Here is a 22,806-nt window from a genome sequence, read left to right as displayed (position 1 = left end):
CGGAGAGGCCAGCAGTTTACCTGATGCACCGGCCGCGCCCAAGCAAGGGAGCCCCTACCTTTGCCGGGGACTTCCGACGACCCGTCGGTCAGTTGCGTCGCTCGACGATGTAGCGGGCCAGTTGGCGCAGCGGGTCGGCGCTCGGCGGAAAACCGTCGAGGGCGGCCAGGGCCAGGTCGCGCAGCTCCAGGGCATAGCCTTTGGCGGCCTCCAGGCCGAGCAGGGCGGGATAGGTCGGCTTGTTGTGCGCCTGGTCCTTGCCCTGGGTCTTGCCGAGGGTGGCGGTGTCGCTTTCCACGTCGAGGATGTCGTCCTGCACCTGGAAGGCCAGGCCGATCGCTTCGGCGTAGCGCTCCAGGGCGGCCAGCGAGGCGGGCTCGGCGCGACCGCTGGCGAGGGCGCCGAGGCGCACGCTGGCTTCGATCAGCGCGCCGGTCTTGTGCCGGTGCATGACTTCCAGGGCCGCCTGGTCGAGGGCCACGCCGACCGAGCCGAGGTCGATCGCCTGGCCGCCGACCATGCCGGCGGAGCCTGCGGCGCGCGCCAGGCGGGTGAGCATTTCCAGACAGACGGCATGTTCCTGCGGATTGCGCCGGGTGTCGGCGAGCACTTCGAAGGCCAGCGCCTGCAAGCCGTCGGCGGCGAGGATCGCGGTGGCTTCGTCGAAGGCCCGGTGGGTGGTCGGCTGGCCACGGCGCAGGTCGTCGTCGTCCATCGCCGGCAGGTCGTCGTGGACCAGCGAGTAGGCATGGATCAGCTCCACCGCGCAGGCCGCGGCGTCGGCGCGCTGCGGCGCTCCGCCGAGGGCCTCGCAGGCGGCGTAGGCGAGCAGCGGGCGAACCCGCTTGCCACCGTTCATCACGCTGTAGCGCATGGCCTCGTAGAGGCGTTGCAGTTCTTCGCGGGGAGCGACGAACAGGGCGTCCAGGGCGGCATCGACGCGCGCCTGGCAGCGCGCCTGGTAGGCCGCGATCATGCCTCGTCGCCTTCCGCATCGAACGGCGCTTCGCTGAGCTCGCCGTCGCGTTCGAGGAGGATCTGTACCTTCTGTTCGGCCTGGCTCAGCGACGTCTGGCATTCGCGGGTCAGGCGGATGCCCTGCTCGAAGGCGCCCAGCGACTCTTCCAGCGACAGCTCGCCGCTTTCCAGGCGTTCCACCAGGGTTTGCAGCTCGGTGAGGGACTGTTCGAAATCGAGGGTTTTCTTGCGGGCCATCGGGGGAGTCTCGGCGAGGTGTACAAAACCCCGCGACACTAGCAGAGGGGCGGGGGCCGGGCAAATCGGCGGAAGGTCGCTACGACCGATCGGGACGACCATGGCGGCGGCCTTGGCTAAGGTGGAGAGAGGTCCAGCGAGGAGGAGCCGACAGGCGATGCGCATCCAGGAGGTCCGGGAACGCAGTATTCCCCTTTCCCGTTACGCCGGCGTGGCGGCTGCCACCGGTGGTTTGAGCACCAGCCTGGTGGCGGTGCTCACCGATATCGTGCGCGACGGTCGGCGTGTGGTCGGTTACGGCCACGCCTCGGTAGGGCGCTACGCCCAGGGCGGGCTGATCCGCGAGCGTTTCGCCCCGCGCCTGCTGGGGGCTCCGGCGGACAGCCTGGCGAGCGACGACGGCAGTGGCATCGATCCGTTGCGTGCCTGGGACCTGATGATGCGCGACGAGAAGCCCGGCGGCCACGGCGAACGCTGCGTCGCGGTGGGCGCCCTGGACATGGCGCTGTGGGATGCCGCGGCCAAGGCCGCCGGCCTGCCGCTGCATCGCTTCCTGGCGCGACGCCTGGGGCTGGCGGAAGACTATCCGCAGCGCGTACCGGTCTACGCCGGCGGCGGCTACCCCTATCCGCACGACGACCTGGGACGCCTGGAAGAGGAACTGCGGCGCTTCGTCGATCTCGGCTACACCCACGCCAAGATCAAGATCGGCGCGGCCGGGCTGGACCAGGACCGGCGCCGTATCGACAGGGCGCTGCGGGTTCTCGGCGACGCTTCGCGGCTGGCGGTCGACGCGATGAACCGCTACGACGCGGAGGGCGCGGTCGACGCAGCGAAAGCCCTGGCGCCGCTGGGGTTGTGGTGGTTCGAGGACATCTGCGACCCCCACGATTTCCCTACCCAGGCCGAAGTGGCGGATATCTATCCGGGGCCCATCGGTGCCGGTGAGGCCTTGTTCTCTCTGGCCGAGGCTCGCTTGCTGGATCTCTATGGCGGCGTGCGGCGGGAGCGCGACGTGCTGGTGTTCGACCCCGTGCATTGCTATGGCCTGCCGGGCTACCTGGCGATACTCGACCACCTGTGCGCCCGGGGTTGGCCGCGCGCGGCCTTCCGCCCGCACGCCGGCTACCTGTTCAGCCTGCACTTGGTGGCGGCCCTGCGCCTGGGCTGGGCCGAGGCTACGCCGTCGGCTTTCCGGCCATTCGACGATTTCGCCGGTGCCCTGCCGTTTTCCTCGGGATTGGCGGGATTGCCACAATCGCCTGGTATCGGCTTCGAGCGCCAGGCGACACTTGCCGGGCTGTTCCGCAAGCTTCTGGAGGCCTAGAGAACGGTGATTGGCTGGGGTTGTGCGGAGGCATTAAAAAAGCCGGCTTGTGGCCGGCTTTTCTGGGGTGGGGTTGGCTTACTTCTGATAAGCCGCGCCTGCCTTAGGAATTCTGCATCGACGAGCCGAGGGCTCATGAAGGAAGCGCTACTCTAGCAAACTCGGCCAGTCCTGCCCAGCATCCCGCGGGGCTCTATTTCGCCGGCTGCGAGCGGCGCCTGGCGAGAGCGCTCAGCACTTGGGCGACGAGGGCTTGGCCGGCTTGCTTTGCTTCACCGGCGATGCCTTGGGTGGCTGGGGCGCGGGAGCGGTATCCGGACTCAGACCCTCCACGCGGTAGCGCCAACCCTTGACGGCTGAGACCTGCCCGTCGGCGAAGCCCTTGCTGTCGGTCAGTTGCAACCAGTACTGGCGCTCCAGTTCCAGAAGCTGGCCCTGCAGCGTGCCGCCGGCGAAACTCTTGAGCGTGAAGGTCAGCAGCGGTTTTTGCCGCGAGGCCTTGGCCGGCGCGACCTCCAGCAGCCTGAGCGCAGCGAACAGGCGTGCGGCCTGCTCGGCTTCCGCCTCGCCCATCAACTGTGGCCTGGATGGGAACTGTCGCAGGCGGATGCCATCGTCCTTTTCACTGGCTCGGGAAATGTTCAGCCGTACGCCGTTGCCATAGGACAGGGTCAGTTCGCGCAACTGTTCGAATGGCAGGTCGGTCAACCGAGGGTCGAGCAGGGCCAGGTCGTTGACCGGCAGGCCGACCGTTCGGTCGATCAGCCAGGCCCCCTCATCGTCGGCCTGCCTGACCAACTGCCCGCCCTGCGAGGTGCGCTTGCCCAGCAACAGGACCAGCGGCGGCGCGTCGCCGCGCTCCAGGGTGATCCGGCTGGCCTGGCCCTTGCCCTGGTCGGAGAGTCCCATGCGTTCGCGGTTTTCCGGCGAGGCGCTCTTTTCCTCCAGCAGGCGCGCGTCGGCCAGGCTGCGCAACAGCTGCCGGATGGTTTCCCCCGAGGCGGGATAGCCGTCCTTGCTGGCGAGCGTCCAGTCCTTGCCATCGCGCCTGGCGCGGATCGTCGGTTGGCCGGGGGTGGCGATGCACAGCGCGGTCACCTGGTGCGGTTTCAGCCCTGGCAGCCAGGCGCGGCTCGCAGGCGGTTGCGCGGGCGGTTGCTGCCGTTCGTGGAGCCAGCCCAAGATTCCGGCGAACAGCGCCAGGGCGAGAGCGAGTCCCGCTACGTTACGCAGGCGCATGTCAGCCCCTCCTCCGGCGCATGCTGCGCCAGCTCCAATGCAGCAGGAGGAACAGGGTGAGCAGTGCCGGCAGCAGGACCGTATTGGCCAGTTTCACCTGTTCCCCCAGGCGCTCGACATCGGCATTCAGCTGGAACTGCAATTGACGCAGTTGCTGGCGGATGCGCAATTTGTCATCGATGAAGCGGCGCAGCGTCGCTTCCATTTCCGGAGTCACCTCCTGGTCGCCGGCGTCCATCGATTGCTGCAAGGTGCGCAGGTTCCTGTCGGTGTCGTTGAGGCTTTGCTGCAGCGCGTTGAGCTGTTCCTGGGCGCGCAGCCCGGCCTCGCGGCGGAGCGCTTCCACGCGGGTGAACGGGCGCTTCGTATGGCCTCGCGAGCGTAGGTCGATCAGCGCGTCCGAACCGGAGAGGTAGTCGAGGGCATTGCCGACGAACAGGTCGTTGTCCGCCCATACCTGCGGCTCATTGTGGCCGGGCTGTTCCTGGAGCCAGAGCGGATTGCTCAGCAGGTCCGTATCGGCGACCAACAGCACATGGATGTTCGCGCTGTCGCTCAGGCCTTCGCCTTGCTTCCCGCGGTCCGCAGGGAAGGCACTCGTCGCCGGCCCCTCGACCTTGGCGGCCAGCACGTAGCGTTCCCCGGTCGGGACCAGGGTCGCGTTGAGCTGCTCCGTCGAGGATTGGCGGAAGCGTTCCAGCGACAGCGGCATGCTGTGCGCCGAGCTGTGCAGCAACGGAATGAAGCGCGTCGAGGCTCCGCCGAGAGGTTCGAGCAGGCCGACGCTGGCGAGGTTGAGGCTTTCCAGGCCGGTGGTCAGCACGTTGTCGTGGGGGAACGTGTCGCCGGGGAGGTGTAGCCAGGTCGGATTGCGCTCCGGGCGACGTTCGGCGTTGGGCTTGATCATGGCGAACGAGGCATCCGCCAGCAGGGTATCCGGCCGCAACTGGACGCCCCAGGAGCGCAGCAACGGGGCCAGGTCGGAGCTTTTCCCGCCGTCTGCATCGGCGAGACTCAGAGGGTCGACGAAGGCCAGCAGCTTGCCGCCGCGCAGGACGAACTGGTCGATGGCGTATTGGGTCTGTTCGGACAATTGCCTGGGGTGCACCAGCATCAACACCGAGATGTCGGCGGGGATTTCCGTCGAGGCGAGCCCCAGGGTGCGGATGTCGAACTGTTGGTAGAGCTTGTCCATCATCGCCCAGGGCCTGCTGCCCGGCTGCCCGTCGGTGGGCGCCTGCCCGGTCATCGGCAGCGAGCTCATCAGGCCGACTACCGTGCGTTCCCGCTGTGCGAGTGCCTGGACCAGGCGGCTGAGATCGTACTCCAGAAGCGGCTCTTCTTCCGGCGAGAAGAACGGGATCACCTGGAGGCCGTCGGTCGGGTTGGTGGCCGCCAGGCCAAAGTAGATGGCTTCGCCATTCGGGCCGATGGGCGGCGCCTGCAGGCCGAAGCGCGCGGCACGGTCCTCGTCGTCGGAGAATGGCAGGGGATCGATCACGAACAATCGGACATTGCCATGGCTCCGCCGTGCATAGAGGTCCAGCACTTCCTCGACGCGGCGGGCGTAGTTGCGCAGGGCGGGCAGGTCACTGGCGCGGCTTTTCGAAAAGAACAGGTAGAGGTTGAGCGGTTCGTCGAGACTGTCGAGGACTTCCTGGGTGCCGGCGCTGAAGGTGTAGAGCTTCTGCTGGGTGAGGTCGAACTGCTGGTCGCGCAGCAGCAGGCTGGACAGCAGGTTGAAAGCGAGGAACAGCAGGCCGACCAGCAGCAGGCCGACGCCCGAGTACAGGGTTCGTTTCATGGATGTTTCCTACGCTGCCTTTTTCAGGTCGATGACGATGGTGGTGGCGACCAGCCAGGCGACGATCAGGCTGCAGAAGTAGGCCAGGTCGCGGACGTCGAGCACGCCCCGGCCGAGCGCCTCGAAACGGACCAGCACGCTCAGCGAGGCAATGCCGTCCAGCAGCCATTGCGGAAGCCAGCCGGAGAGCGCCTGTTGTACGTGGGGAGTGCCGGCGCCGACGAATAGCAGGCAGACGAGAACGGTCAGGGCAAAGGCGATGATCTGGTTCTTCGCCAGCGCCGACATGCAGGATCCGATGGCCAGGTAGCCGCCGGACAGCAGCCAGCCGGCCAGGTAGCCGGCGATGATCGCGCCGTTGTCGGGCGAGCCGAGGTAGTTCACCGTCAGCGGCATCGGGAAGGTCAGCAGCAACGCCAGCCCGGCGCAGAACCAGGCCGCGAGGAACTTGCCGGTGACCAGGGTGGCGCGGGAGACGGGCAGGGTCATCAGCATCTCGATGGAGCCGGACTTGCGCTCCTCGGCCCACAGGCGCATGGCCAGCGCGGGGATCAGCAGGAGGTAGAGCCAGGGCAGGCTGGAAAAGAACGGCGCCAGGTCGGCCTGGCCGCGCTCGAAGAAATCGCCCAGGTAGAAGGTGGCCACGCCGGAGAGGACGAGGAATACCAGGGTGAACACATAGGCGAGCGGCGTGGCGAAGTAGCTGCCCAGCTCGCGTCTGAAAATGGTGCCGATGGCGGTCATGCGGGGGTTTCTCGGGTCAGTTGGCGGAACACTTCTTCCAGTTGGCCGTGTTCGGTACGCACCCCGGATACCCGCCAGCCGCTGCCGTGGATCAGGCGGTTGAGCGCGGGAAGGATCTGCGCGCCGGGGCGGGCCAGAATGGTCAGGGTGCCGGCCCGGTCGGGGCGTCCTTCGATACCGGCGACGCCGGGGAGCATGGCGATGGCCAGCGGGTCTACCGGTGCTTCGATGCTGAGGCTGACGGCATGGTGGTAGCGGCTGCGGGTCCTGAGTTCGCCCGGGGTGTTGTCGGCCAGCAGGCGGCCGCCGTTGATCACCAGGGCGCGGCTGCACATGAACGAGACTTCCTCGAGGATGTGCGTGGAAATCACCACGATCTTGCTTTCCGAGAGGTTCTTCACCAGTTGCCGGACCTGGTGCTTCTGATTCGGGTCGAGGCCGTCGGTGGGCTCGTCGAGCAGGAGCAGCTCGGGATCGTGGAGGATCGCCTGGGCCAGCGCGACGCGGCGCTTGAAGCCCTTGGACAGGGTTTCGATGATGCTCCTGCGCTCATCCCGCAGCTCCATGCAGTCCATGGCGCTGTCGATGCGCCGACGTTTTTCCCGTCCGCTGTAGTCGCGGATGGACGCGACGAAGGCGAGAAAGCCCTCGACCGTCATTTCTCCGTAGCTGGGAGCGTTCTCCGGCAGGTAGCCGATCAGCTTCTGTGCCTGGCGCGCCTTGTCCTGCATGTCGAAGCCGAAGATGCGTACGCTGCCGGCGCTCGGCGCGAGGAAGCCGGAAAGCATCTTCAGGGTGGTCGACTTGCCCGCTCCGTTGGGGCCGAGGAGACCGACGATCTCTCCCCGGTCGATGCGGAAGCTCAAGTCGTTTACCACCGTCCGGCCGGAAAAGCGTTTGCTCAGTCTGTCTATGTCGATCATGGTTTCACTGGAAGTTGAGCCGTTTGCTGATATGCGTAGGGGATCGCATGAGCGCGGTAGATTACCGGGAGTTATTGGCTGGTTTTTCCAGTGGGCTCTTTTTAAGATTAGTTACTTATATTGTTGGGAAACTTCCTACGAACTCTCGTTAAAAGATGGAAGTTATCGAGACTTCCAGGGCAGCCCTGTAGCTGGCGCAGCGCCTTGGTTCCGCTGTGGGAACGCGGCCATGTCGCGCTCGCTGGTGCCTATGTTGGGGACGCGTCGATTCCCCCTGCGGAGTTTCACGAGGGAAGGCAGTTGCCGTTTCGATAGACGGGAAGCGGAATAGCCCGGCCGCCTGGATCTTCCGAACTTCGAGACCAATGCAAGTTGGAGGAAAACCCGACTTCCGCCAGTAGCGGTTATTCCTCGCCTTTCAGCAGCGGAAGGCGAATCTCGAAAGTGGTGCCCTGGCCAACCTGGCTCTGGCAGCCGATTCTGCCGCCGTGCCGGTCGATCACCGTCTTGACCATGGCCAGCCCCAGGCCCAGGCCGGCGCTGCCCTCGGCGGAAGCGAAGCGCTGGTACTGGCTGAACAGGCGCGGTAGTTCGGCGGCCGCGATACCTTTGCCCTGATCGACGATCCGGCAGCTCAGCCAGTCGCCTTCGAGGCGGATGCTCAGGCTGACGACGGTCCCCGCCGGGCTGTACTTGACCGCATTCTCCAGCAGGTTGAACAGCGCGCGCGTGAGCAGGCCGGGGTCGGCCCAGACCATCGGTTCCTGCTCGTCGTCCCAGTCGCGCCGCAGGTCGATGTCTTTCTGTTGCGCGAGGGGCCAGAGCTGGTCGGCGGCGTCCATCGCCAACATGGTGAACATGCACGCTTCGAAGCGGTAGGCGTCGGATTCGGCCTTGGCCAGTTGCACGAAGGCGTCGGTCAGGCCCAGGGCGCGACGGACCTGCTGCTCTATCTGTCGGTAGACCTGCTGGCCGGCTTCGTCCTCGGCGGGGCGGACGTCGAGCAGGGCGAGGATCGCCGAGTGCGGCGCGCGCAGGTCATGGGAGAGGAAGCGCAGGAGGGTGGCGCGCTGGCGCTCGGCATCGCGTTCGGCGCTCAGGTCGATCAGGCTCACCAGCCAGCCGATGGCGGTTTCGCTTTCGACCGGCAGCAGGCGCGCCAGGTCGAGGCGCAGGTCGCGTTCCCGGTGGTCGCGGAACTCGATGGCTTCCAGGGTTTCCAGCGTTGGGCGGGCGCCACCGGCGAGGCTCGGATGGCCGAGTTCGGCCAGGCGCTGGCGCAGTTCGGCGCCGCGCAGCTCGCCGCCGAACAGGTCGCGTGCCTTGCGGTTGGCCAGCAGGATCTGCCCCTGCGGGTCGCAGATCAGGGTCGCCACCGGCAGGCCTTCCAGGCCGTCGGCCATGAACCGCCGGCTGTCGCGGGTGCGGCTGACCGCCTGCTCCAGGGCGGCGATGCGGTTCTGCAATGGATCGTTGCCGGCGCGCGGGGGGCTGGCCCGCTCGGGCAGCACCTTGGGCTCGCGGTCGAGGCGCGCCAGTTCCCAGCCGAAGTAGGCGAGCACCGCGTTCAGCCGGCGCCAGCTCCAGATCAGGTAGGCCAGCAGCAGGCCGACCAGGCTGGCCAGCGGCGACCACCACCAGCCGTTGAGCAGCAGCGCCCAGGAAAGACCCAGGGCCAGGGCCGCGCAGGCCAGGGTGAGGAGCAAGGCGTGGCGCGAGCGGAACAGCATCAGGCCGAGCAGCAGCGCTACGCTGGCGGCGGAGAGCAGGGCGGCGAGCCAGGGTTGCAGGTCGACGGCGGTGCGCTGCTGCAACAGGCCGTTGAGAATGTTGGCCTGGATCTCCACCCCCGGCGTGGTGCCGAGGCTGGCCGACAGCGGGGTGACATAGCGGTCGCCGAGGCCCGGCGCGGTGGCGCCGACCAGGACCAGGCGGTCGCGCAGCAGGCTGTCTGGCACCTCGCCGCGCAACACGCTGACGTAGGGCACGCTGGGGAAGCCCGCGTCGGCACCGATGAAGGGAATGCGGATGGCGTGGTCACGCTGCCAGCCGGGCAGGTTGCGCATGTCGTCGAGGCCGGGCATGGGCATGGCGCCGGCATCGGCGAATGCTTGCCAGGCGAGCAGCGGGCGCGGCTGGCCGAGCGGTCCTTCGCGCAGGTAGACGCTGCGCACCGTGCCGTCGCTGTCCGCTTCGACGTTGATATGCCCGATGCCGGCGGCGCAGCCGGCCAGCGGCGCGGTCGGCGGTATCTCCCGTGGCGGTTCGCCGTAGCGCGGCACGCTTTCGCGCAGCAGTGGCAGGAGGACGTTGCCGGCCCGGCACAGCGATCTTGCCAACTGGCGGTCGCTGTCCGGATTGGAGGAGGGTTCGCTGAAGATCACGTCGAGCAGTACGCTGCGTGCGCCGGCGGCGGCCAGGCGATCCAGCAGCTCGGCGTGGACGCTGCGCGGCCAGGGCCAGCGACCGAGGCTTTCCAGGCTACGGTCGTCGATGGCGACGACGAGGATGCGCGGATCGACGGCCAGCGGGGCGAGGTTGCGCAGGCGGTCGTAGAGCAGGTTGTTCAGCGGCAGGCCGCTGCTCAGCGAAAGCAGGGCGGTGAGCGGAAGGAGCAGCAGGCTGACCAGCAGCCATTCGCGCACCAGGCCGCGGAACAGCCGCTGCGCCTGGCTGGGCTCGTCCTGGCGGTCGAGCGCCTTCATCGGCGAGGCCCCGGCGCCCTATCGGGCACTGCCGCCTCGCGGGTAGTAGAGAATGTCGTAGACGCTGGTCTCGCCCTCCAGGCCGTCGTTGTCGAAGGCCGAGAGACGGACGTGGTAGAAGGCCGCCTTGAGTCCGCTGAAACTGACTTCCGGGGTGCTCGAGAAACGCTCCTGCTGGATGCGCAGGAAGTCCGGATCGCTGGCTACCTGGGCACGGTAGCGCTTGGCGCCGTGCAGCGGGGCAAGATAGAGCTTCCAAACCGGCGACTCGCCGTGCTCGCCGCCCTGGCCGCGCAATTGCGGGGCGGGTAGCAGGTCCACCGGCGTCAGCTTGCCCTGCGGCTTGACCTTCAGGCCGCGGCGGGCGTCGACCAGCACGTCCTCGTCCGGCTCGGCCTGCGCCGCCTTGCGGGCCGGGCGCCTGCCGTTGAGCGGCAGGTCGTCGCTGGTCAGCTCGCGGTTCACCGCGACGCGCCCGTCGAGCACTTCGGTCAGCGCCTGGCCGTCTTCGGTGCGGGCGCGGAAGTGGGTACCGCGCACGCCCAGTACGCCGACCGGGGTCAACACCTGGAAGCGGTCGTGATCGCTCTTTCTCTTCAGGACATAGGACTCGACCTGCCCCGCGCGCAGGGCGATCTGCGGAATGCCGGTGTCCTCGTCGAGGTGCAGGGTGACTTCCGAGCTGGAGGGCAGGACGATGCGGCTGCCGTCGCCGAGCAGCAGGCTGACGAAGGCGGTCGGAGAGGTCTTGACGCCTTCCAGTTCGTCGATGTCCATGCCTTCTTCCAGGGGCGTCTGGTTGCCCTTGGCGTCGAGCTTCCAGGCGTCGCCGGCGAGATAGAGCACGCTGGCGGGGAGCGGCTGGGGCAGGCACGTTTCGCCCTGCTCGATGAACGGTGGCCGTTTCGTCTTGGCCGGCGCGGCCGCGACGGAGCCGGCGAGCAGCGTCAACAGTCCGCCCAGCGCCAGGGCGGCGCAAGCCGGAAAGAGGGATCGGGAAGTAAGGGCGAGGGCTGTCATAGGCTTCACTGGGCGGCGGGTCAGGTATCGCTGGCGGTCCGGTCAGGCTGCAATCTGCCTGATCGGGCGCCGGTTTCGCAATCCTTGCAACGACATCGGGAGCCCGCAGGCTCCCTTGTCGTTTCCTCGGCCGCAGCGCCTGGCGGTTGGGCCAGGCGCTTCGGTTCAGTCGTTCTTGTCGCCGATCAGGCGATAGGCCAGGGCGCCGAGTACCGCACCGAGAATCGGCGCGACCCAGAACAGCCACAGCTGGGAAACCGCCCAGTCGCCGACGTACAGGGCGACCGCGGTGCTGCGCGCCGGGTTCACCGAGGTGTTGGTGACCGGGATGCTGATCAGGTGGATCAGGGTCAGGGTCAGGCCGATGGCGATCGGCGCGAAGCCCTGCGGCGCGCGCTTGGAGGTGGCGCCGAGGATGATCAGCAGGAACATGCCGGTAAGTACCACTTCGCTGACCAGCGCGGCTTGCAACGAGTAGCCGCCCGGCGAGTGTTCGCCGTAGCCATTGGAGGCGAAGCCGGCGGCCAGGTCGAAGCCGGCCTTGCCGCTGGCGATCAGGTACAGCACGCCGCCGGCGGCGAGGCCACCGAGGACCTGGGCGACGACATAGGGCAGCAGTTGGCTGGCCGGGAAGCGCCCGCCGACCCACAGGCCTACCGATACCGCGGGGTTCAGGTGGGCGCCGGAGATCGGGCCGATGGCATAGGCCATGGTCAGCACGCTGAGGCCGAACGCCAGGGCCACGCCGAGGTAGCCGATTCCCAGTTCCGGTACGCCGGCGGCGAGCACTGCGCTGCCGCAGCCGCCCAATACCAGCCAGAAGGTGCCGAAGAACTCTGCTCCGTATTGCTTCATGATGAGGTCCTTTTCAGATCCAGGGTGGGACGCGGATCGAGGCGTCCGGATAGCGGGAGGGGATGATTCGAACAAGGAAGGGGAGATGACACATCCGTGTGTCGAAGCCAGCCCTGGGGGGATTGGCTCGGTTGCCTGGGGCGATCGTCCGTCACCGACCCCTGACTGTGGTTCGAGTGGTCTCGTCCCACGGCCCGCCGGAGCGGGTTTACACATCCCTGTGTCGGAGCAATCCATTTGCTCCTTGGCCTACTCAGCGGTTGGAAATCTACCAAGCGCGATTTGTCTGCTGTGAGATTTGCCATATTTCTTCAGATTCTTCCGCGCTATTTCAGATTCGTCGCGTTCAAAACACCCAGCGCAACTCGTCACGCACGCTGACGGCGCCGGACAGGCCGACGTTCCACATCTCGGCCCTGGCGCGGGCCGGGCCGTCGAGGCCGAGCGGAGTGGCGAAGGACGGGCTGGCGGTGCCCTGGCTGAACGATGGGGCCTGGACCGGACCGGCCGGATGGCTCACCGATTCCAGGCCGAGGACCAGGGCAAGGCAGGAAAACTTGCCGAGGGCCTGCAGGTTGATGTCACGCAAACGTTGGCTAACTGGCCGGAAACCCATGGCTACGACTCCTTGATAGGTCAGGCTGGCGCTGGCTCACGGGCTCTTCGTCCCGCTTAATGGCTATTTGGAATCAGGCTATCAAGGGCTGGTCGCGACCAGAGAGATTCGTCACAATTCTTCAGATTTGTACGTAATTCGCCGTTCCTGGAGCGAAAAAGGGGCGTTAGCCCGATTGAACAGGACCAGCTTTTATGCGTGTCGCGATACTGGACGACGAGTCGGCCGAACTGGACCGGGTCGAGCAGACCTTGCAGCAGATACCCGCGCAGGGCGAACAGGCCTGGACGGTGCACCGTTTCGCCCGTGGCGAGGACCTGCTCAAGCAGCTCAAGCGGGAAACCTTCGACCTGCTGATCCTCGACTGGCAGTTGCCGGACCTCAGCGGCCTGCAATTGCTGCGCTGGAGCCGCGAGCATCTGGATGCGCCGCCGCCGGCGATCATGCTGACCAGCCGTGACGCCGAACAGGACATCGTGCAGGCGTTGAACAGCGGCGCCGACGACTATGTCAGCAAGCCGTTCCGGCCCAACGAACTGAAGGCGCGGGTAGCCGCCGTGCTGCGTCGCCACGGGGGAACGCGTCCCGCGCAGCATGAGGTGCAGACTTTCAACGACCTCAGCTTCGACGATGCCGAGCTGACCGTGACCCGGGCCGGCGCGCCGATCAGCCTGACCGAGCGCGAATACCGCCTGGCCCGCTGCCTGTTCGCCAACCTGGGACGGCCGTTATCGCGGGAATATCTCTACGAGCGCTTCTGGCCCCACGAGGAAGTGTTGTCCTCGCGGCCGCTGGATACGCACATCTATCGCCTGCGCAACAAGCTTGGCCTGACCGCCGAGCGTGGTTGGCAGTTGCTGACCATCTACGGCTACGGATATCGGTTGGAGAGCGTGGCGACGGTCGACTGAGCGGCGCGGGGGCGAGACCGACCTTGGCGGTCGGCGAGGGAGAATGAAAAAGCCCCGCGGCTGCGGGGCTTCTTTTCGGCGAGGCGCGCTTACTTCTGGAACGCGGCCACGGCCTTGGTGATCTCGGCGCGGGCGGCGTCGGCGTTGCCCCAGCCTTCGACCTTGACCCACTTGCCTTTCTCGAGATCCTTGTAGTTCTCGAAGAAGTGCTTGATCTGCTCCAGCAGCAGGGCCGGCAGGTCGGTGTATTCCTTCACGTCCTTGTACAGGACGCTCAGCTTGTCGTGCGGCACGGCGATCAGCTTGGCGTCGCCGCCTGCCTCGTCGGTCATGTGCAGGACGCCAACCGGGCGCGCGCGGATCACCGAACCGGGAGCGACCGGATAGGGGGTCACCACCAGCACGTCCAGCGGGTCGCCGTCGTCGGCCAGAGTGTTCGGGATGAAGCCGTAGTTGGCCGGGTAGAACATCGGGGTGGCCATGAAACGGTCGACGAACAGGCAGTCGGTGTCCTTGTCGATCTCGTACTTGATCGGCGCATGGTTGGCCGGAATCTCGATAGCGACGTAGATGTCGTTCGGCAGGTCCTTGCCGGCCGGGATCTTGCTGTAGCTCATGGGTGACTCCAGAGGTTTCTGGCCAAAAAAGAGGCCGCGATTATAGGCATATTCGGTTGTCGATGCCATGTACCGGCATTCAGCCGTTAGTCGTGTCGCCCGCCGCCTCGCGGTAGTCCGGATGCTCGGCCTGCAGGCGGCGCAGGCGTTGCAGCGGGTCCTGGCGGTAGAACAACTGGAGCTGCCGGTATACCGCCGGATAGGCCTCGTGGAGGAGATCCGGGGCGGTGAAGAAATACTCGCTGGTAACGGCGAAGAACTCCGCCGGATCTTCCGCCGCATAGGGGGCGATGGCGGTCTGCGCGTCGGGGTCGCGGTCGAGCAGGGCGTTCATCTCGTCGTAGGCGGCCTGCATGGCGCTCGCCCAGTCGCCGATGCGCATGCCGGCGTGCAGCGGCGGCAGGCCGTTGGCGTCGCCGTTGAGCATGTCCAGCTTGTGCGCCAGTTCGTGGATCACCAGGTTGTAGGCATCCCAGCCACCCCCGCCGACGACGCCGGGCCAGGCCAGGACCACCGGCCCTTGCAGGGACGTCTCGCCGCTGCGTTCGTCGTCGAACTCATGGACTACGCCGCTGGCGTCGCGGTGTTTCTGCGGGCTGACGAAATCATCGGGATACAGCACCAGCTCGTGGAAGCCCTGGTACCAGTTCAGCTCCGGCAGGTGCAACAGCGGCAGTTGCGCCTGCGCCGCCAGCAGCAGGCGGCCGAAGTCGTCGAGATCGACGCCGGCGAGTGCGGTCAGGTGCTTGTCGGCGAGAAACAGCACGGCCCGCTCGCGCAGGCGGCGGTCCTCGTCGGCGTCCAGGCCGTCGAGGATCGGCAGGTGCCGGCGTACCCGCTGCCAGAGCTCTTCGGCCACCGGGTGGCGTGCCAGCAGGCGCCGGCGCCGCCAGGCGCGGAACGACCACATGCTCAGTCGCTCTGGGCCTTGGCCTGTTTGGCGGCGCTCGCCTGCAGGCGATGGCGAATGAAGCCGAGGATCATCGGCAGCAGCGACAGCAGGATGATGCCGATCACCAGCAGCGACAGGTTCTTCTTGATGAACGGCACGTTGCCGAAGAAGTAGCCCAGGGTCACCAGGCCGCCGACCCAGGCCACGGTGCCCACCACGCTGAACATGACGAAGCGCGGGTAGTGCATCTTCGCCATGCCGGCGACGAAGGGCGCGAAGGTCCGCACGATGGGCAGGAAGCGCGCCAGGGTCACGGTCTTGCCGCCGTGGCGTTCGTAGAACTCATGGGTGCGGTCGAGGTAGTCGCGGCGGAATACCTTCGAGTCGGGGTTGCTGAACAGCCGCTTGCCGAGGGTCCGGCCGATCACGTAGTTGGTGCTGTCGCCGGTGATCGCCGCGACCATCAGCAGCCCGCCGAGCAGCCATGGGTCCATGCCGCCGGTGGCGCAGATGGCGCCGGCGATGAACAGCAGCGAGTCGCCGGGGAGGAACGGAGTCACCACCAGGCCGGTTTCACAGAAGATCACCAGGAACAGGATGGCGTAGATCCAGACGCCATAGTTGCTGACCAGCATGGCCAGGTAGGTATCCAGGTGGAGAATCAGATCGATTGGGTTGAAGTCCATTGAGCAACCTGCGGAGACAACGCGTTGAGCGGCAGAGGGCCGCCATTATAGGGGGGCGTCCGGATGGGTGGGGGGCTGTTTGTCGCGATCCCGGCAAAACCACTGATTGCAGGATGTTTCGGTAATTTTTCCGAAATTGGTCGGCATAAAGTCTGCAAGAACAGGAGAAATTTCTAGCAGGGAAGGGCGTGCGATGACACTCCAGCCTTTTACCCAGCCACCGCTCAGTCTCGCCCTGGGCGCCGGGCGCGACCTCCCGGGGCAGGCCGCGCGGGTTCGCGCCGAATGGCTCGCGCCTCGCCCCGGACGGGCTCCGGCGTTTCTCCTGGCGCTGCTCTGGGGACGCGGTTGCGCCAACGTGGTGCAGGCCATCGAAGGCCATCTCGACGCCCTGTTCGCCGACTACGCCTGTACCCCCGAGGGTTGGCCGGAAGCGCAGGCGGCGCGGCAGGTCCTGGCTTCGCTGAACATGCAGCTCTATCGCCGGCGCCGCGAAGGCGAGCCGGGCGTGCTCGAGCTGGCGGCGGGGTTGCTGCTGGTCCATGCCGGAGGCGTGCACTTTCTCCAGTGCGGCGCCGTCGGCCTGCTGCGTTATCGCCAGGGCAGCCTGCAGCGCCTGGGAGGGAGCGGCCAGCCGCTGGGTAGCAGCGCGGAGCTGGCGCTGGTCCAGCACAACCTGACCCAGGTGGCCGGCGAGCCCTTGTTGCTGGCGCCCCAGCCGCTGCTCGAAGTGGCCGACCTGCGCGCCCTCGGAGAACGTTGTGCCGGGCTGGCCACGGGGCGCCTGGAGGGCGTGCTGCAGCCGTTGCTGCATGCGCCGGGGGCGGTGGCGCTGGTCTTGCCGGGGGCGCTCGAGGGCGCCCCGGCGGCGCCACGGCATACCGGCTGGCCAGCGCTGGGCGCGGCGTGCCCCGGCGACTGCGTGGATGGCTGGACCTTGCAGGCAGCTTGCGCGTTCGGCCCGCCCGGGCGGCTATTCCGCGCCTGCGACGAGCAAGGACGCGAGGCGTTGCTGCTGCTCGCGGCGGTCGATGCCGACGAAGCGTTCTGGCAGCGCGAATGGGCATTGCGGCGCTGCCGTGCGGAGAGCCTGCCGCGAGTATTGTCGTCGCCCCGGTTGCGTCGTCATGCCTTCCAGTTGTTCGCTCCGCCGCGCTGGCCGATGCGCAGCCTGCTGGATTGGGCGCCAGCGCACCTGCCGCTGGAACCGCAATGCGCGCTGGTCCTCCTGGAGCAACTTATCGATGCGGTTCGCGCCTTGCAGCGGCGCGGCGTACAGGGCTTGTGGCTGGCGCCGCGGCAGATCCTGCTGGACGAGGGCGGGCGCCTGCTGTTCCTCCCCGAGGCGGCGGCGATCCTGCCGGGGGTGGCGCGCCAGGCGCTGCCTGCGGACAGCGTGCCGCTGGCGCCGGAGTTGCGTCGCGGCGAGGCGCTCGATGGCCGGGCCGACCAGTTCGCCCTGGCGGCGCTGTTCTATTGGCTGCTCTGTGGTCGCTGGCCGTCGATCGCCTGCCCGGAGAGCGACGGCGGATGCCGCTACCAGCCCCTGGGCGAGCGTCAGGCGGACCTGCCGGTCGGCTGGGATGGGGTATTGGCGCGGGCCCTGGCGCCGCGTCCGGAGGCGCGCTTCGAAGCGTTGTCGGAATTCTGGCTGGCCTTGCAGAAGCCGCTAGCGCATCCCCAGCGGGTCTTCGCGCCACGCCGGTTGCAACGGGGCGTGCTGGCCCTGGTCCTGCTCCTGGCCGGGGCTGCGCTGCTGGTCGGCCTGGCCGGTTAACGGATCGACGGCCAGCGTGCGGGTCTGCCCGCTGCGTTCGAGGTGCGCTTCGGCGATCAGTTGTTCCAGCCGGCCGCTGCGACGCATCAGGCGCAGGTTGCGGTCGAGGCTGGCGGCAAGGGCGGCGCCGCGGGCGTGTCTTTTCGGCACCAGTACATAGAGCGGCTTGACCTCCAGCGGCGGTTCGATGAACACCAGGCGATCCTTCAGCGCCGGCACGTTGCGCGCCAGCAGGTGGTAGCCGGTGTAGCGATCGACCACGGCCAGGTCGATACGCCCGCGCAGGAGCTTCTCGAGGTTCTGCCAGTCGTTGGTCACCGCGTCCTTGGTCAGGCTGCGGTCGGCGTCGAAATCCTCCCGGTTGACGTAGCCGCGGACCACGCCGATGCGGTACGGACGCAGGCTTTCCAGATGCGCGGGATTGACCGGCAGCAGGCGCTCGCGCTGGCGGAAGAAGCCCAGTTGCGAGTCGAGCAGGGGGATGGTGGCGTGGAACAGTTCGCGCCGCTCGGGCGACAGGTAGGCCGGCATGAGAGCGTCGAAGCGCCCCTCGGCGGCTTCCTTCAGGGCACGTTGCCAGGGCAGGAACACCAGTTCGGCGCGGTGCCCGTCGAGGGCCAGGGCTTCGTCGAGGATGCGGCTGGCGAGGCCTTTGCCCGGCAGGTCGGGGCCGACGTAGGGCGCCCAGTCGAGGGTCGCCACGCGCAGGGTGTCGGCCTGCGCGCCGGCCGTGGCGAGGAGCAGGCCGAGCAGGACGCCGGGCCAGTGCCAGGTGCGCGAACCCATGGATGCCTCTGCTCTGAGCGATCGGTTGGGAGGTGCCGTGCCTTTGTCTTCAGCTTAGTTCGTCGCTGATCGGCAGGGTGTAGTTCTTGAACTCCTGGTCTTCGCGGAAGCCGATCGACTCGTAGACTTTCTGCGCTACCTCGTTGTCGACGCTGGTGGAGACACGCATGCGCACCGCATGGGTTTCCCGGGCCATCTGCTTGGCGTGTTGCAGCAGGTGGTCGGCGACCAGTTGCCGGCGCGCCTCCTCGGCGACGTAGATGTCGTTGAGGATCCAGACGCGCTTGAGCGACAGCGAGGAGAAGCTCGGATAGAGCTGGCAGAAACCGAGCAGCCGGTCTTCTTCGTCGGCCAGCGCCAGGTAGATCACCGATTCCTTGCGGCGCAGGCGTTTCTCGAGGAATTTCCGCGAGGACTCGGGGTAGGAGAGCATGCCGTAGAATTCGCGGTACTTGACGAACAGCGGCGCCAGCAGGTCGAGGTGTTCGAGGGTGGCTTGCACGATTCGCATGACGGGCCTCGCATTGCGGGAAGGGGCTGCCGGGACGATGCAGGCTGCATGCCAGCAACGCTTCGATGCTGCCCAATCTCCCTGGAAAGCGCAATCCAAGCGAACGTTTGAATCGGCCGAAGGAGGGGCGACGCGCGCCGGCCCATCCTTCGGCCGGGAGGCTCAGTCCCTCGCCAGGAGGAAGTTGCCGGTGCGCGGAGCCTCGCCGTCCAGCGCCTGGACCTCCGCCTCGTCCTTCAGGTTGACCCCGGAAAGCTGCCGCCGGCAGGCCTCGCGCATCAGGTAGAGCAGGCGGTGCGCGGCCATGCCGTAGCTGAGGCCTTCCAGGCGGACGTTGGAGATGCAGTTGCGATAGGCGTCGGTGAGGCCGACCCGCGGGGCCCAGGTGAAGTACAGGCCGAGGCTGTCCGGCGAGCTGAGGCCGGGACGCTCGCCGATCAGGATCACGCTCATCTTCGCCCGCAGCAATTCACCGATCTCGTCGGCCACCGCCACCCGTCCCTGTTCCACCAGGACCACCGGCGACAGCGACCAGCCTTCGGCCAGCGCCTGTTCCTCCAGGCGTTCGAGGAAGGGCAGGGTGTGACGCTGCACGGCCAGCGCGGAGAGGCCGTCGGCGACCACGATGGCCAGGTCGATCTGCCCGTCGTAGCCGGCGGCGTGTTCGCGCAGGCGTTGCACCGAGGCCTCGTCGAGGCGCCGGCCGAGGTCCGGGCGTTGCAGGTAGACGTGGCGGTCGGCGGCGGCGCTGTGCAGCAGCAGGCTGTCGCGGCCGCGCTGGCGCAGGCCGTCGCTGATGGCCGCATGGTCGAAGGGCAGGTGCACGGCGTCGCGCGCCTGGGCGTGGGCGTACTGGAAGTCCAGTTGCGGGCGGGTCGGCAGGCTGGTGCCGGTGCGGCCCAGGGCGATCCGCGCGGGGGTCAGCTGGCGCAGCGGCAGCCAGGGGTTCTCGGCGCTGGCGTCGGGCAGGTGCTTGTCGTTCATCGGCATCTCCTCAGGCCAGTTGCGCCAGGGCCTGGCGGAACGCCGGCGGTAACTCGTCACCGAAGCGGATGCGCCCGTCGGCCTGGGTGAAGATTCCCATCCGCTGCAACCAGTCCTCGAATTCCGGCGCCGGCTTCAGGCCCAGCGTCTGGCGCGCATAGAGGGCGTCGTGGAAGGAGGTGGTCTGGTAGTTGAGCATCACGTCGTCGGAGCCGGGAATGCCCATGATGAAGTTGATCCCGGCGACGCCCAGCAGGGTCAGGAGCATGTCCATGTCGTCCTGGTCGGCCTCGGCATGGTTGGTGTAGCAGATGTCGCAACCCATCGGCACGCCGAGCAGCTTGCCGCAGAAGTGGTCTTCCAGGCCGGCGCGGATGATCTGCTTGCCGTTGTACAGGTACTCGGGACCGATGAAGCCGACCACGGTGTTCACCAGGAACGGCTTGAAGTGACGAGCCACCGCATAGGCGCGGGTCTCGCAGGTCTGCTGGTCGACGCCGTGGTGGGCGTTGGCCGAGAGCGCGCTGCCCTGGCCGGTCTCGAAGTACATCAGGTTGTTGCCGAGGGTGCCGCGCTTCTGGCTGAGCCCGGCCTCGTAGCCTTCCTGGAGGATCTTCAGGCTGATGCCGAAGCTGGCATTGGCCGCCTCGGTGCCGGCGATCGACTGGAACACCAGGTCCAGCGGCACGCCGCGGTTGATCGCCTCGATGGAGCTGGTGACGTGGGTCAGCACGCAGGCCTGGGTAGGAATCTCGTAGCGCTGGATGATCGCGTCGAGCATCTCCAGCAGGGCGCAGATCGAGACCATGCTGTCGGTGGCAGGATTGATCCCGAGCATCGCGTCGCCATTGCCGAACAGCAGGCCGTCGAGGATGCTCGCGGCGATTCCGGCCGGGTCGTCGGTCGGGTGGTTCGGTTGCAGGCGGGTGGAGAGCCGGCCGCGAAGGCCGAGGGTGTTGCGGAAGCGGGTGACCACGCGGATCTTCTGCGCCACCAGGACCAGATCCTGGACACGCATGATCTTCGATACCGCCGCTGCCATTTCCGGCGTCAGGCCCGGAGCCAGGGCGCGCAGGCTGGCCTCGTCGGCGGCGTCGCCGAGCAGCCAGTCGCGGAAGCCGCCGACGGTGAGATGGGACACCGGGGCGAAGGCGTCGCGCTGGTGGGTGTCGATGATCAGGCGGGTGACCTCGTCGTCCTCGTAGGGAATCAGCGCCTCGTCGAGGAAGTGTTTGAGCGGGATGTCGGCCAGGGCCATCTGCGCGGCGACCCGCTCGCCGTCGTTGCTCGCCGCGACGCCGGCGAGGAAATCGCCGGAGCGCGCGGGGCTGGCCTTGGCCATCACGTCCTTGAGGCTGTCGAAGCGGTAGGTTTCGCCGCCGACGCTATGGGTGAAACGTGCCATGTGTGTCTCCAGTGCCCGGCCTCGCCATGCGGCGGGCCGGGCTTTGTCGTTGTCGCTCTCAGCGCAGGTCCTGTTCCGCCGCCTGGATCGCGGCGAACTCTTCTTCCGGGGTGCCGGACACCAGGTGATGCCGACTGTACAGGGCGAAGTAGCCGATCAGTACAGCGTAGATCGCCACCGCGCCGACCACGACCCGCGGGTCGACCAGGAAGCCGGCGACCACCGCGACGCAGGCCAGCGCCAGGGCTACGCCGGAGGTGAGGATGCCGCCAGGGGTGCGGTAGGGGCGCTGCATGTCCGGGCGGCGGATGCGCAGGGTGATGTGCGCGGCCATCATCAGCACGTAGGAGATGGTCGCGCCGAACACCGCGACCAGGATCAGCAGGTCGCCCTGGCCGGTCAGCGACAGGCCGAAGCCGATCACCCCCGGCACCACCAGGGCCAGTACCGGCGCCTTCTTGCGGTTGGTCAGCGAGAGGCTGCGCGGCAGGTAGCCGGCGCGGGAGAGGGCGAAGATCTGCCGCGAGTAGGCATAGATGATCGAGAAGAAGCTGGCGATCAGCCCGGCCAGGCCGACCAGGTTGACGAACTGGCTCATCCAGGTCGAACCCTTGTAGGCCGACTCCAGCGCTTCCACCAGGGGATTGCCCGAGCCCATCAGCTCCTTGGCTCCGGCGGCCCCGGGACCGACGACCAGAATCAGTGCGGCGAAGGCGAGAAGCACCAACATGGCGCCGATCAGTCCGCGCGGCAGGTCGCGCTTGGGGTTCTTGGTTTCCTCGGCGGCCAGCGGCACGCCTTCGACGGCGAGGAAGAACCAGATCGCGTAGGGGATCGCCGCCCAGACCCCGACATAGCCGAACGGCAGGAAGCTGCTGGCGCCGGTCGCCGCGGTCTGCGGGATGTTGAACAGGTTGGCCGAGTCGAAGTGCGGAACCATCGCGACAATGAACACGCCGAGGGCGATGGCCGCCACCGCGGTGATGACGAACATCAGCTTCAGCGCCTCGCCGGCGCCGAGGATGTGGATGCCGATGAATACGATGTAGAACACCAGGTAGATCAGCCAGCCGCCGACGCCGAACAGCGACTCGCAGTAGGCGCCGATGAAGCAGGCGATGGCCGCCGGGGCGATAGCGTATTCGATGAGGATCGCGGTGCCGGTGAGGAAGCCGCCCCAGGGCCCGAAGGCGCTGCGGGCGAAGCCGTAGCCGCCGCCGGCGGTAGGGATCATCGAAGACAGCTCGGCGAGCGAGAAGCACATGCACAGGTACATGGTAGCCATCAGCAGGGTGGCGAGGAACATCCCGCCCCAGCCGCCCTGGGCCAGGCCGAAGTTCCAGCCGGCGTAGTCGCCGGAGATCACGTAGGCGACGCCGAGCCCGACCAGCAGGACCCAGCCGGCGGCGCCTTTCTTCAGTTGACGGTGTTGGAAGTAGTCGGCGTCGACGCTTTCGAAGTCGACCCCGGAAGTTGTGGGCGCATGGCCGGTTTGTTCGAGGGACATGGGTTTTTCACCTCAATCTTGTTGTTATCGACCCCGGTTTTCCCGGTGGTGTGCTGTACGTGGTGAACGCAGGCAATAGCTATGCCAGCCGCTCTGCAATCGGCCTGGCGAGGAGGTGGAAGGGGCGCCGCCGTCAGCCTCGGCGGCGTGTTTCACGAGCCGGCGCGACCGCTCCGGGAAAGAGCGGTCGCGGCCGGTCCGGGGTCCTACTAGAAGAAGCCCAGCGGGTTGATGTCGTAGCTCACCAGCAGGTTCTTGGTCTGCTGGTAGTGGTCGAGCATC

At 67.3% G+C, this 22,806-nt stretch carries 22 protein-coding genes; 3 read left to right on the top strand and 19 right to left on the bottom strand.

The genetic code is table 11. From position 1 onward, the window contains the following. Nucleotides 1-88: 88 nt before the first annotated feature. Together JHD77_RS23070 and JHD77_RS23065 are read right to left on the bottom strand one after the other, a co-directional pair. Complete coding sequence (locus JHD77_RS23070) at nt 89-976, bottom strand: polyprenyl synthetase family protein (protein ID WP_003114915.1); 888 nt, start codon at nt 974-976, stop codon at nt 89-91. Next, complete coding sequence (locus JHD77_RS23065) at nt 973-1,215, bottom strand: exodeoxyribonuclease VII small subunit (RefSeq protein WP_003093283.1); 243 nt, start codon at nt 1,213-1,215, stop codon at nt 973-975. The genes JHD77_RS23070 and JHD77_RS23065 overlap by 4 nt, the downstream gene beginning before the upstream one ends. 157 nt (nt 1,216-1,372) lie before the next feature. Between JHD77_RS23065 and JHD77_RS23060 the strand changes: the two genes are divergently transcribed. Continuing rightward, nucleotides 1,373-2,542, top strand: coding sequence for a mandelate racemase/muconate lactonizing enzyme family protein (locus JHD77_RS23060; protein WP_003114914.1), 1,170 nt, complete (start codon nt 1,373-1,375; stop codon nt 2,540-2,542). Between the two features lie 231 nt (nt 2,543-2,773). On the opposite strand, the gene JHD77_RS23055 is transcribed toward JHD77_RS23060, so the two are convergent. The 8 genes from JHD77_RS23055 to mucE form a co-directional block, all read right to left on the bottom strand. After that, nucleotides 2,774-3,781 carry a DUF4340 domain-containing protein gene (locus JHD77_RS23055; protein WP_003102810.1) on the bottom strand — a complete coding sequence of 336 codons (1,008 nt, stop codon included), beginning with the start codon at nt 3,779-3,781 and terminating at the stop codon, nt 2,774-2,776. Between the two features lies 1 nt (nt 3,782). Continuing rightward, on the bottom strand, nt 3,783-5,585 hold the full coding sequence (locus tag JHD77_RS23050; RefSeq protein ID WP_034022839.1) for a GldG family protein: 1,803 nt from the start codon (nt 5,583-5,585) through the stop codon (nt 3,783-3,785). A 9-nt stretch (nt 5,586-5,594) separates the two neighbouring features. After that, the gene (locus JHD77_RS23045; protein WP_003102804.1) at nt 5,595-6,329 is read right to left on the bottom strand and encodes an ABC transporter permease; all 735 of its coding nucleotides are present in this window, start codon (nt 6,327-6,329) and stop codon (nt 5,595-5,597) included. Next, nucleotides 6,326-7,252, bottom strand: coding sequence for an ABC transporter ATP-binding protein (locus JHD77_RS23040; protein ID WP_003118243.1), 927 nt, complete (start codon nt 7,250-7,252; stop codon nt 6,326-6,328). Before JHD77_RS23040 ends, JHD77_RS23045 begins: the two co-directional genes overlap by 4 nt. Nucleotides 7,253-7,656: 404 nt before the next feature. After that, nucleotides 7,657-9,957 carry a CHASE2 domain-containing protein gene (locus JHD77_RS23035; RefSeq protein WP_003114910.1) on the bottom strand — a complete coding sequence of 767 codons (2,301 nt, stop codon included), beginning with the start codon at nt 9,955-9,957 and terminating at the stop codon, nt 7,657-7,659. Nucleotides 9,958-9,975: 18 nt separating this feature from the next. Beyond that, nucleotides 9,976-10,977 (bottom strand): FecR family protein, encoded by a 1,002-nt coding sequence (locus JHD77_RS23030; RefSeq protein ID WP_003110517.1) that lies wholly within the window; start codon nt 10,975-10,977, stop codon nt 9,976-9,978. Nucleotides 10,978-11,142: 165 nt separating this feature from the next. Beyond that, on the bottom strand, nt 11,143-11,832 hold the full coding sequence (aqpZ, locus tag JHD77_RS23025) for an aquaporin Z (protein WP_003102790.1): 690 nt from the start codon (nt 11,830-11,832) through the stop codon (nt 11,143-11,145). Between the two features lie 346 nt (nt 11,833-12,178). After that, the gene (gene mucE / locus JHD77_RS23020) at nt 12,179-12,448 is read right to left on the bottom strand and encodes a mucoid induction factor MucE (RefSeq protein ID WP_003093256.1); all 270 of its coding nucleotides are present in this window, start codon (nt 12,446-12,448) and stop codon (nt 12,179-12,181) included. Nucleotides 12,449-12,642: 194 nt separating this feature from the next. Between mucE and JHD77_RS23015 the strand changes: the two genes are divergently transcribed. Continuing rightward, a complete protein-coding gene (locus tag JHD77_RS23015; RefSeq protein WP_003093250.1) occupies nt 12,643-13,359 on the top strand; it encodes a response regulator transcription factor in 717 nt (238 codons plus the stop codon). A gap of 89 nt (nt 13,360-13,448) precedes the next feature. Here JHD77_RS23015 and ppa read toward each other — a convergent pair whose 3' ends face one another. The 3 genes from ppa to JHD77_RS23000 form a co-directional block, all read right to left on the bottom strand. Next, a complete protein-coding gene (ppa, locus tag JHD77_RS23010; RefSeq protein WP_003093248.1) occupies nt 13,449-13,976 on the bottom strand; it encodes an inorganic diphosphatase in 528 nt (175 codons plus the stop codon). 79 nt (nt 13,977-14,055) lie between these two features. After that, on the bottom strand, nt 14,056-14,886 hold the full coding sequence (locus JHD77_RS23005; protein ID WP_031756060.1) for a zinc-dependent peptidase: 831 nt from the start codon (nt 14,884-14,886) through the stop codon (nt 14,056-14,058). Nucleotides 14,887-14,888: 2 nt separating this feature from the next. Beyond that, a complete protein-coding gene (locus tag JHD77_RS23000; protein WP_003093241.1) occupies nt 14,889-15,554 on the bottom strand; it encodes a DedA family protein in 666 nt (221 codons plus the stop codon). Between the two features lie 193 nt (nt 15,555-15,747). Between JHD77_RS23000 and JHD77_RS22995 the strand changes: the two genes are divergently transcribed. Continuing rightward, a complete protein-coding gene (locus JHD77_RS22995; protein WP_031756062.1) occupies nt 15,748-17,331 on the top strand; it encodes a protein kinase in 1,584 nt (527 codons plus the stop codon). Here the strand turns inward: JHD77_RS22995 and JHD77_RS22990 are convergent. The 6 genes from JHD77_RS22990 to JHD77_RS33120 all read right to left on the bottom strand — a co-directional run. Continuing rightward, the gene (locus JHD77_RS22990; protein WP_003102782.1) at nt 17,224-18,117 is read right to left on the bottom strand and encodes a substrate-binding periplasmic protein; all 894 of its coding nucleotides are present in this window, start codon (nt 18,115-18,117) and stop codon (nt 17,224-17,226) included. The two genes, JHD77_RS22995 and JHD77_RS22990, sit on opposite strands and share 108 nt — an antisense overlap. A gap of 49 nt (nt 18,118-18,166) precedes the next feature. Further along, nucleotides 18,167-18,628 (bottom strand): GNAT family N-acetyltransferase, encoded by a 462-nt coding sequence (locus JHD77_RS22985; RefSeq protein WP_003093235.1) that lies wholly within the window; start codon nt 18,626-18,628, stop codon nt 18,167-18,169. A gap of 162 nt (nt 18,629-18,790) precedes the next feature. Then, nucleotides 18,791-19,612, bottom strand: coding sequence for an ethanolamine ammonia-lyase subunit EutC (gene eutC / locus JHD77_RS22980; protein WP_003114907.1), 822 nt, complete (start codon nt 19,610-19,612; stop codon nt 18,791-18,793). Between the two features lie 10 nt (nt 19,613-19,622). Next, entirely contained in the window at nt 19,623-21,017 is a 1,395-nt protein-coding gene (locus JHD77_RS22975; protein WP_031756063.1) for an ethanolamine ammonia-lyase subunit EutB, read from the bottom strand. A gap of 58 nt (nt 21,018-21,075) precedes the next feature. Next, nucleotides 21,076-22,524, bottom strand: a complete 1,449-nt coding sequence (eat, locus tag JHD77_RS22970; protein ID WP_016852472.1) for an ethanolamine permease — start codon at nt 22,522-22,524, stop codon at nt 21,076-21,078. Between the two features lie 209 nt (nt 22,525-22,733). After that, the coding region (locus tag JHD77_RS33120) for an aldehyde dehydrogenase (protein WP_073648088.1) at nt 22,734-22,806 on the bottom strand (73 nt) is incomplete at its 5' end.

It is taken from the genome of Pseudomonas sp. P20 (genome assembly GCF_016463925.1).
GTDB lineage: Bacteria > Pseudomonadota > Gammaproteobacteria > Pseudomonadales > Pseudomonadaceae > Pseudomonas > Pseudomonas aeruginosa.
The sequence above is the reverse complement of the archived record's forward strand: the minus strand, read 5'-3'. Positions and strand labels throughout refer to the sequence as shown.

Bases quoted from the DNA above. Each gene is read 5' to 3' on its own strand.
- JHD77_RS23015 (WP_003093250.1), top strand. From the start codon at position 12,643: ATGCGTGTCGCGATACTGGACGACGAGTCGGCCGAACTGGACCGGGTC.
- JHD77_RS23060 (WP_003114914.1), top strand. From the start codon at position 1,373: ATGCGCATCCAGGAGGTCCGGGAACGCAGTATTCCCCTTTCCCGTTAC.
- JHD77_RS22995 (WP_031756062.1), top strand. From the start codon at position 15,748: ATGACACTCCAGCCTTTTACCCAGCCACCGCTCAGTCTCGCCCTGGGC.
- JHD77_RS23040 (WP_003118243.1), bottom strand. From the start codon at position 7,252: ATGATCGACATAGACAGACTGAGCAAACGCTTTTCCGGCCGGACGGTG.
- JHD77_RS23045 (WP_003102804.1), bottom strand. From the start codon at position 6,329: ATGACCGCCATCGGCACCATTTTCAGACGCGAGCTGGGCAGCTACTTC.
- mucE (WP_003093256.1), bottom strand. From the start codon at position 12,448: ATGGGTTTCCGGCCAGTTAGCCAACGTTTGCGTGACATCAACCTGCAG.
- JHD77_RS23050 (WP_034022839.1), bottom strand. From the start codon at position 5,585: ATGAAACGAACCCTGTACTCGGGCGTCGGCCTGCTGCTGGTCGGCCTG.
- JHD77_RS23005 (WP_031756060.1), bottom strand. From the start codon at position 14,886: ATGTGGTCGTTCCGCGCCTGGCGGCGCCGGCGCCTGCTGGCACGCCAC.
- JHD77_RS23000 (WP_003093241.1), bottom strand. From the start codon at position 15,554: ATGGACTTCAACCCAATCGATCTGATTCTCCACCTGGATACCTACCTG.
- JHD77_RS22985 (WP_003093235.1), bottom strand. From the start codon at position 18,628: ATGCGAATCGTGCAAGCCACCCTCGAACACCTCGACCTGCTGGCGCCG.
- JHD77_RS23055 (WP_003102810.1), bottom strand. From the start codon at position 3,781: ATGCGCCTGCGTAACGTAGCGGGACTCGCTCTCGCCCTGGCGCTGTTC.
- JHD77_RS22990 (WP_003102782.1), bottom strand. From the start codon at position 18,117: ATGGGTTCGCGCACCTGGCACTGGCCCGGCGTCCTGCTCGGCCTGCTC.
- JHD77_RS23035 (WP_003114910.1), bottom strand. From the start codon at position 9,957: ATGAAGGCGCTCGACCGCCAGGACGAGCCCAGCCAGGCGCAGCGGCTG.
- aqpZ (WP_003102790.1), bottom strand. From the start codon at position 11,832: ATGAAGCAATACGGAGCAGAGTTCTTCGGCACCTTCTGGCTGGTATTG.
- JHD77_RS23030 (WP_003110517.1), bottom strand. From the start codon at position 10,977: ATGACAGCCCTCGCCCTTACTTCCCGATCCCTCTTTCCGGCTTGCGCC.
- eutC (WP_003114907.1), bottom strand. From the start codon at position 19,612: ATGAACGACAAGCACCTGCCCGACGCCAGCGCCGAGAACCCCTGGCTG.
- JHD77_RS22975 (WP_031756063.1), bottom strand. From the start codon at position 21,017: ATGGCACGTTTCACCCATAGCGTCGGCGGCGAAACCTACCGCTTCGAC.
- JHD77_RS23065 (WP_003093283.1), bottom strand. From the start codon at position 1,215: ATGGCCCGCAAGAAAACCCTCGATTTCGAACAGTCCCTCACCGAGCTG.
- eat (WP_016852472.1), bottom strand. From the start codon at position 22,524: ATGTCCCTCGAACAAACCGGCCATGCGCCCACAACTTCCGGGGTCGAC.
- ppa (WP_003093248.1), bottom strand. From the start codon at position 13,976: ATGAGCTACAGCAAGATCCCGGCCGGCAAGGACCTGCCGAACGACATC.
- JHD77_RS23070 (WP_003114915.1), bottom strand. From the start codon at position 976: ATGATCGCGGCCTACCAGGCGCGCTGCCAGGCGCGCGTCGATGCCGCC.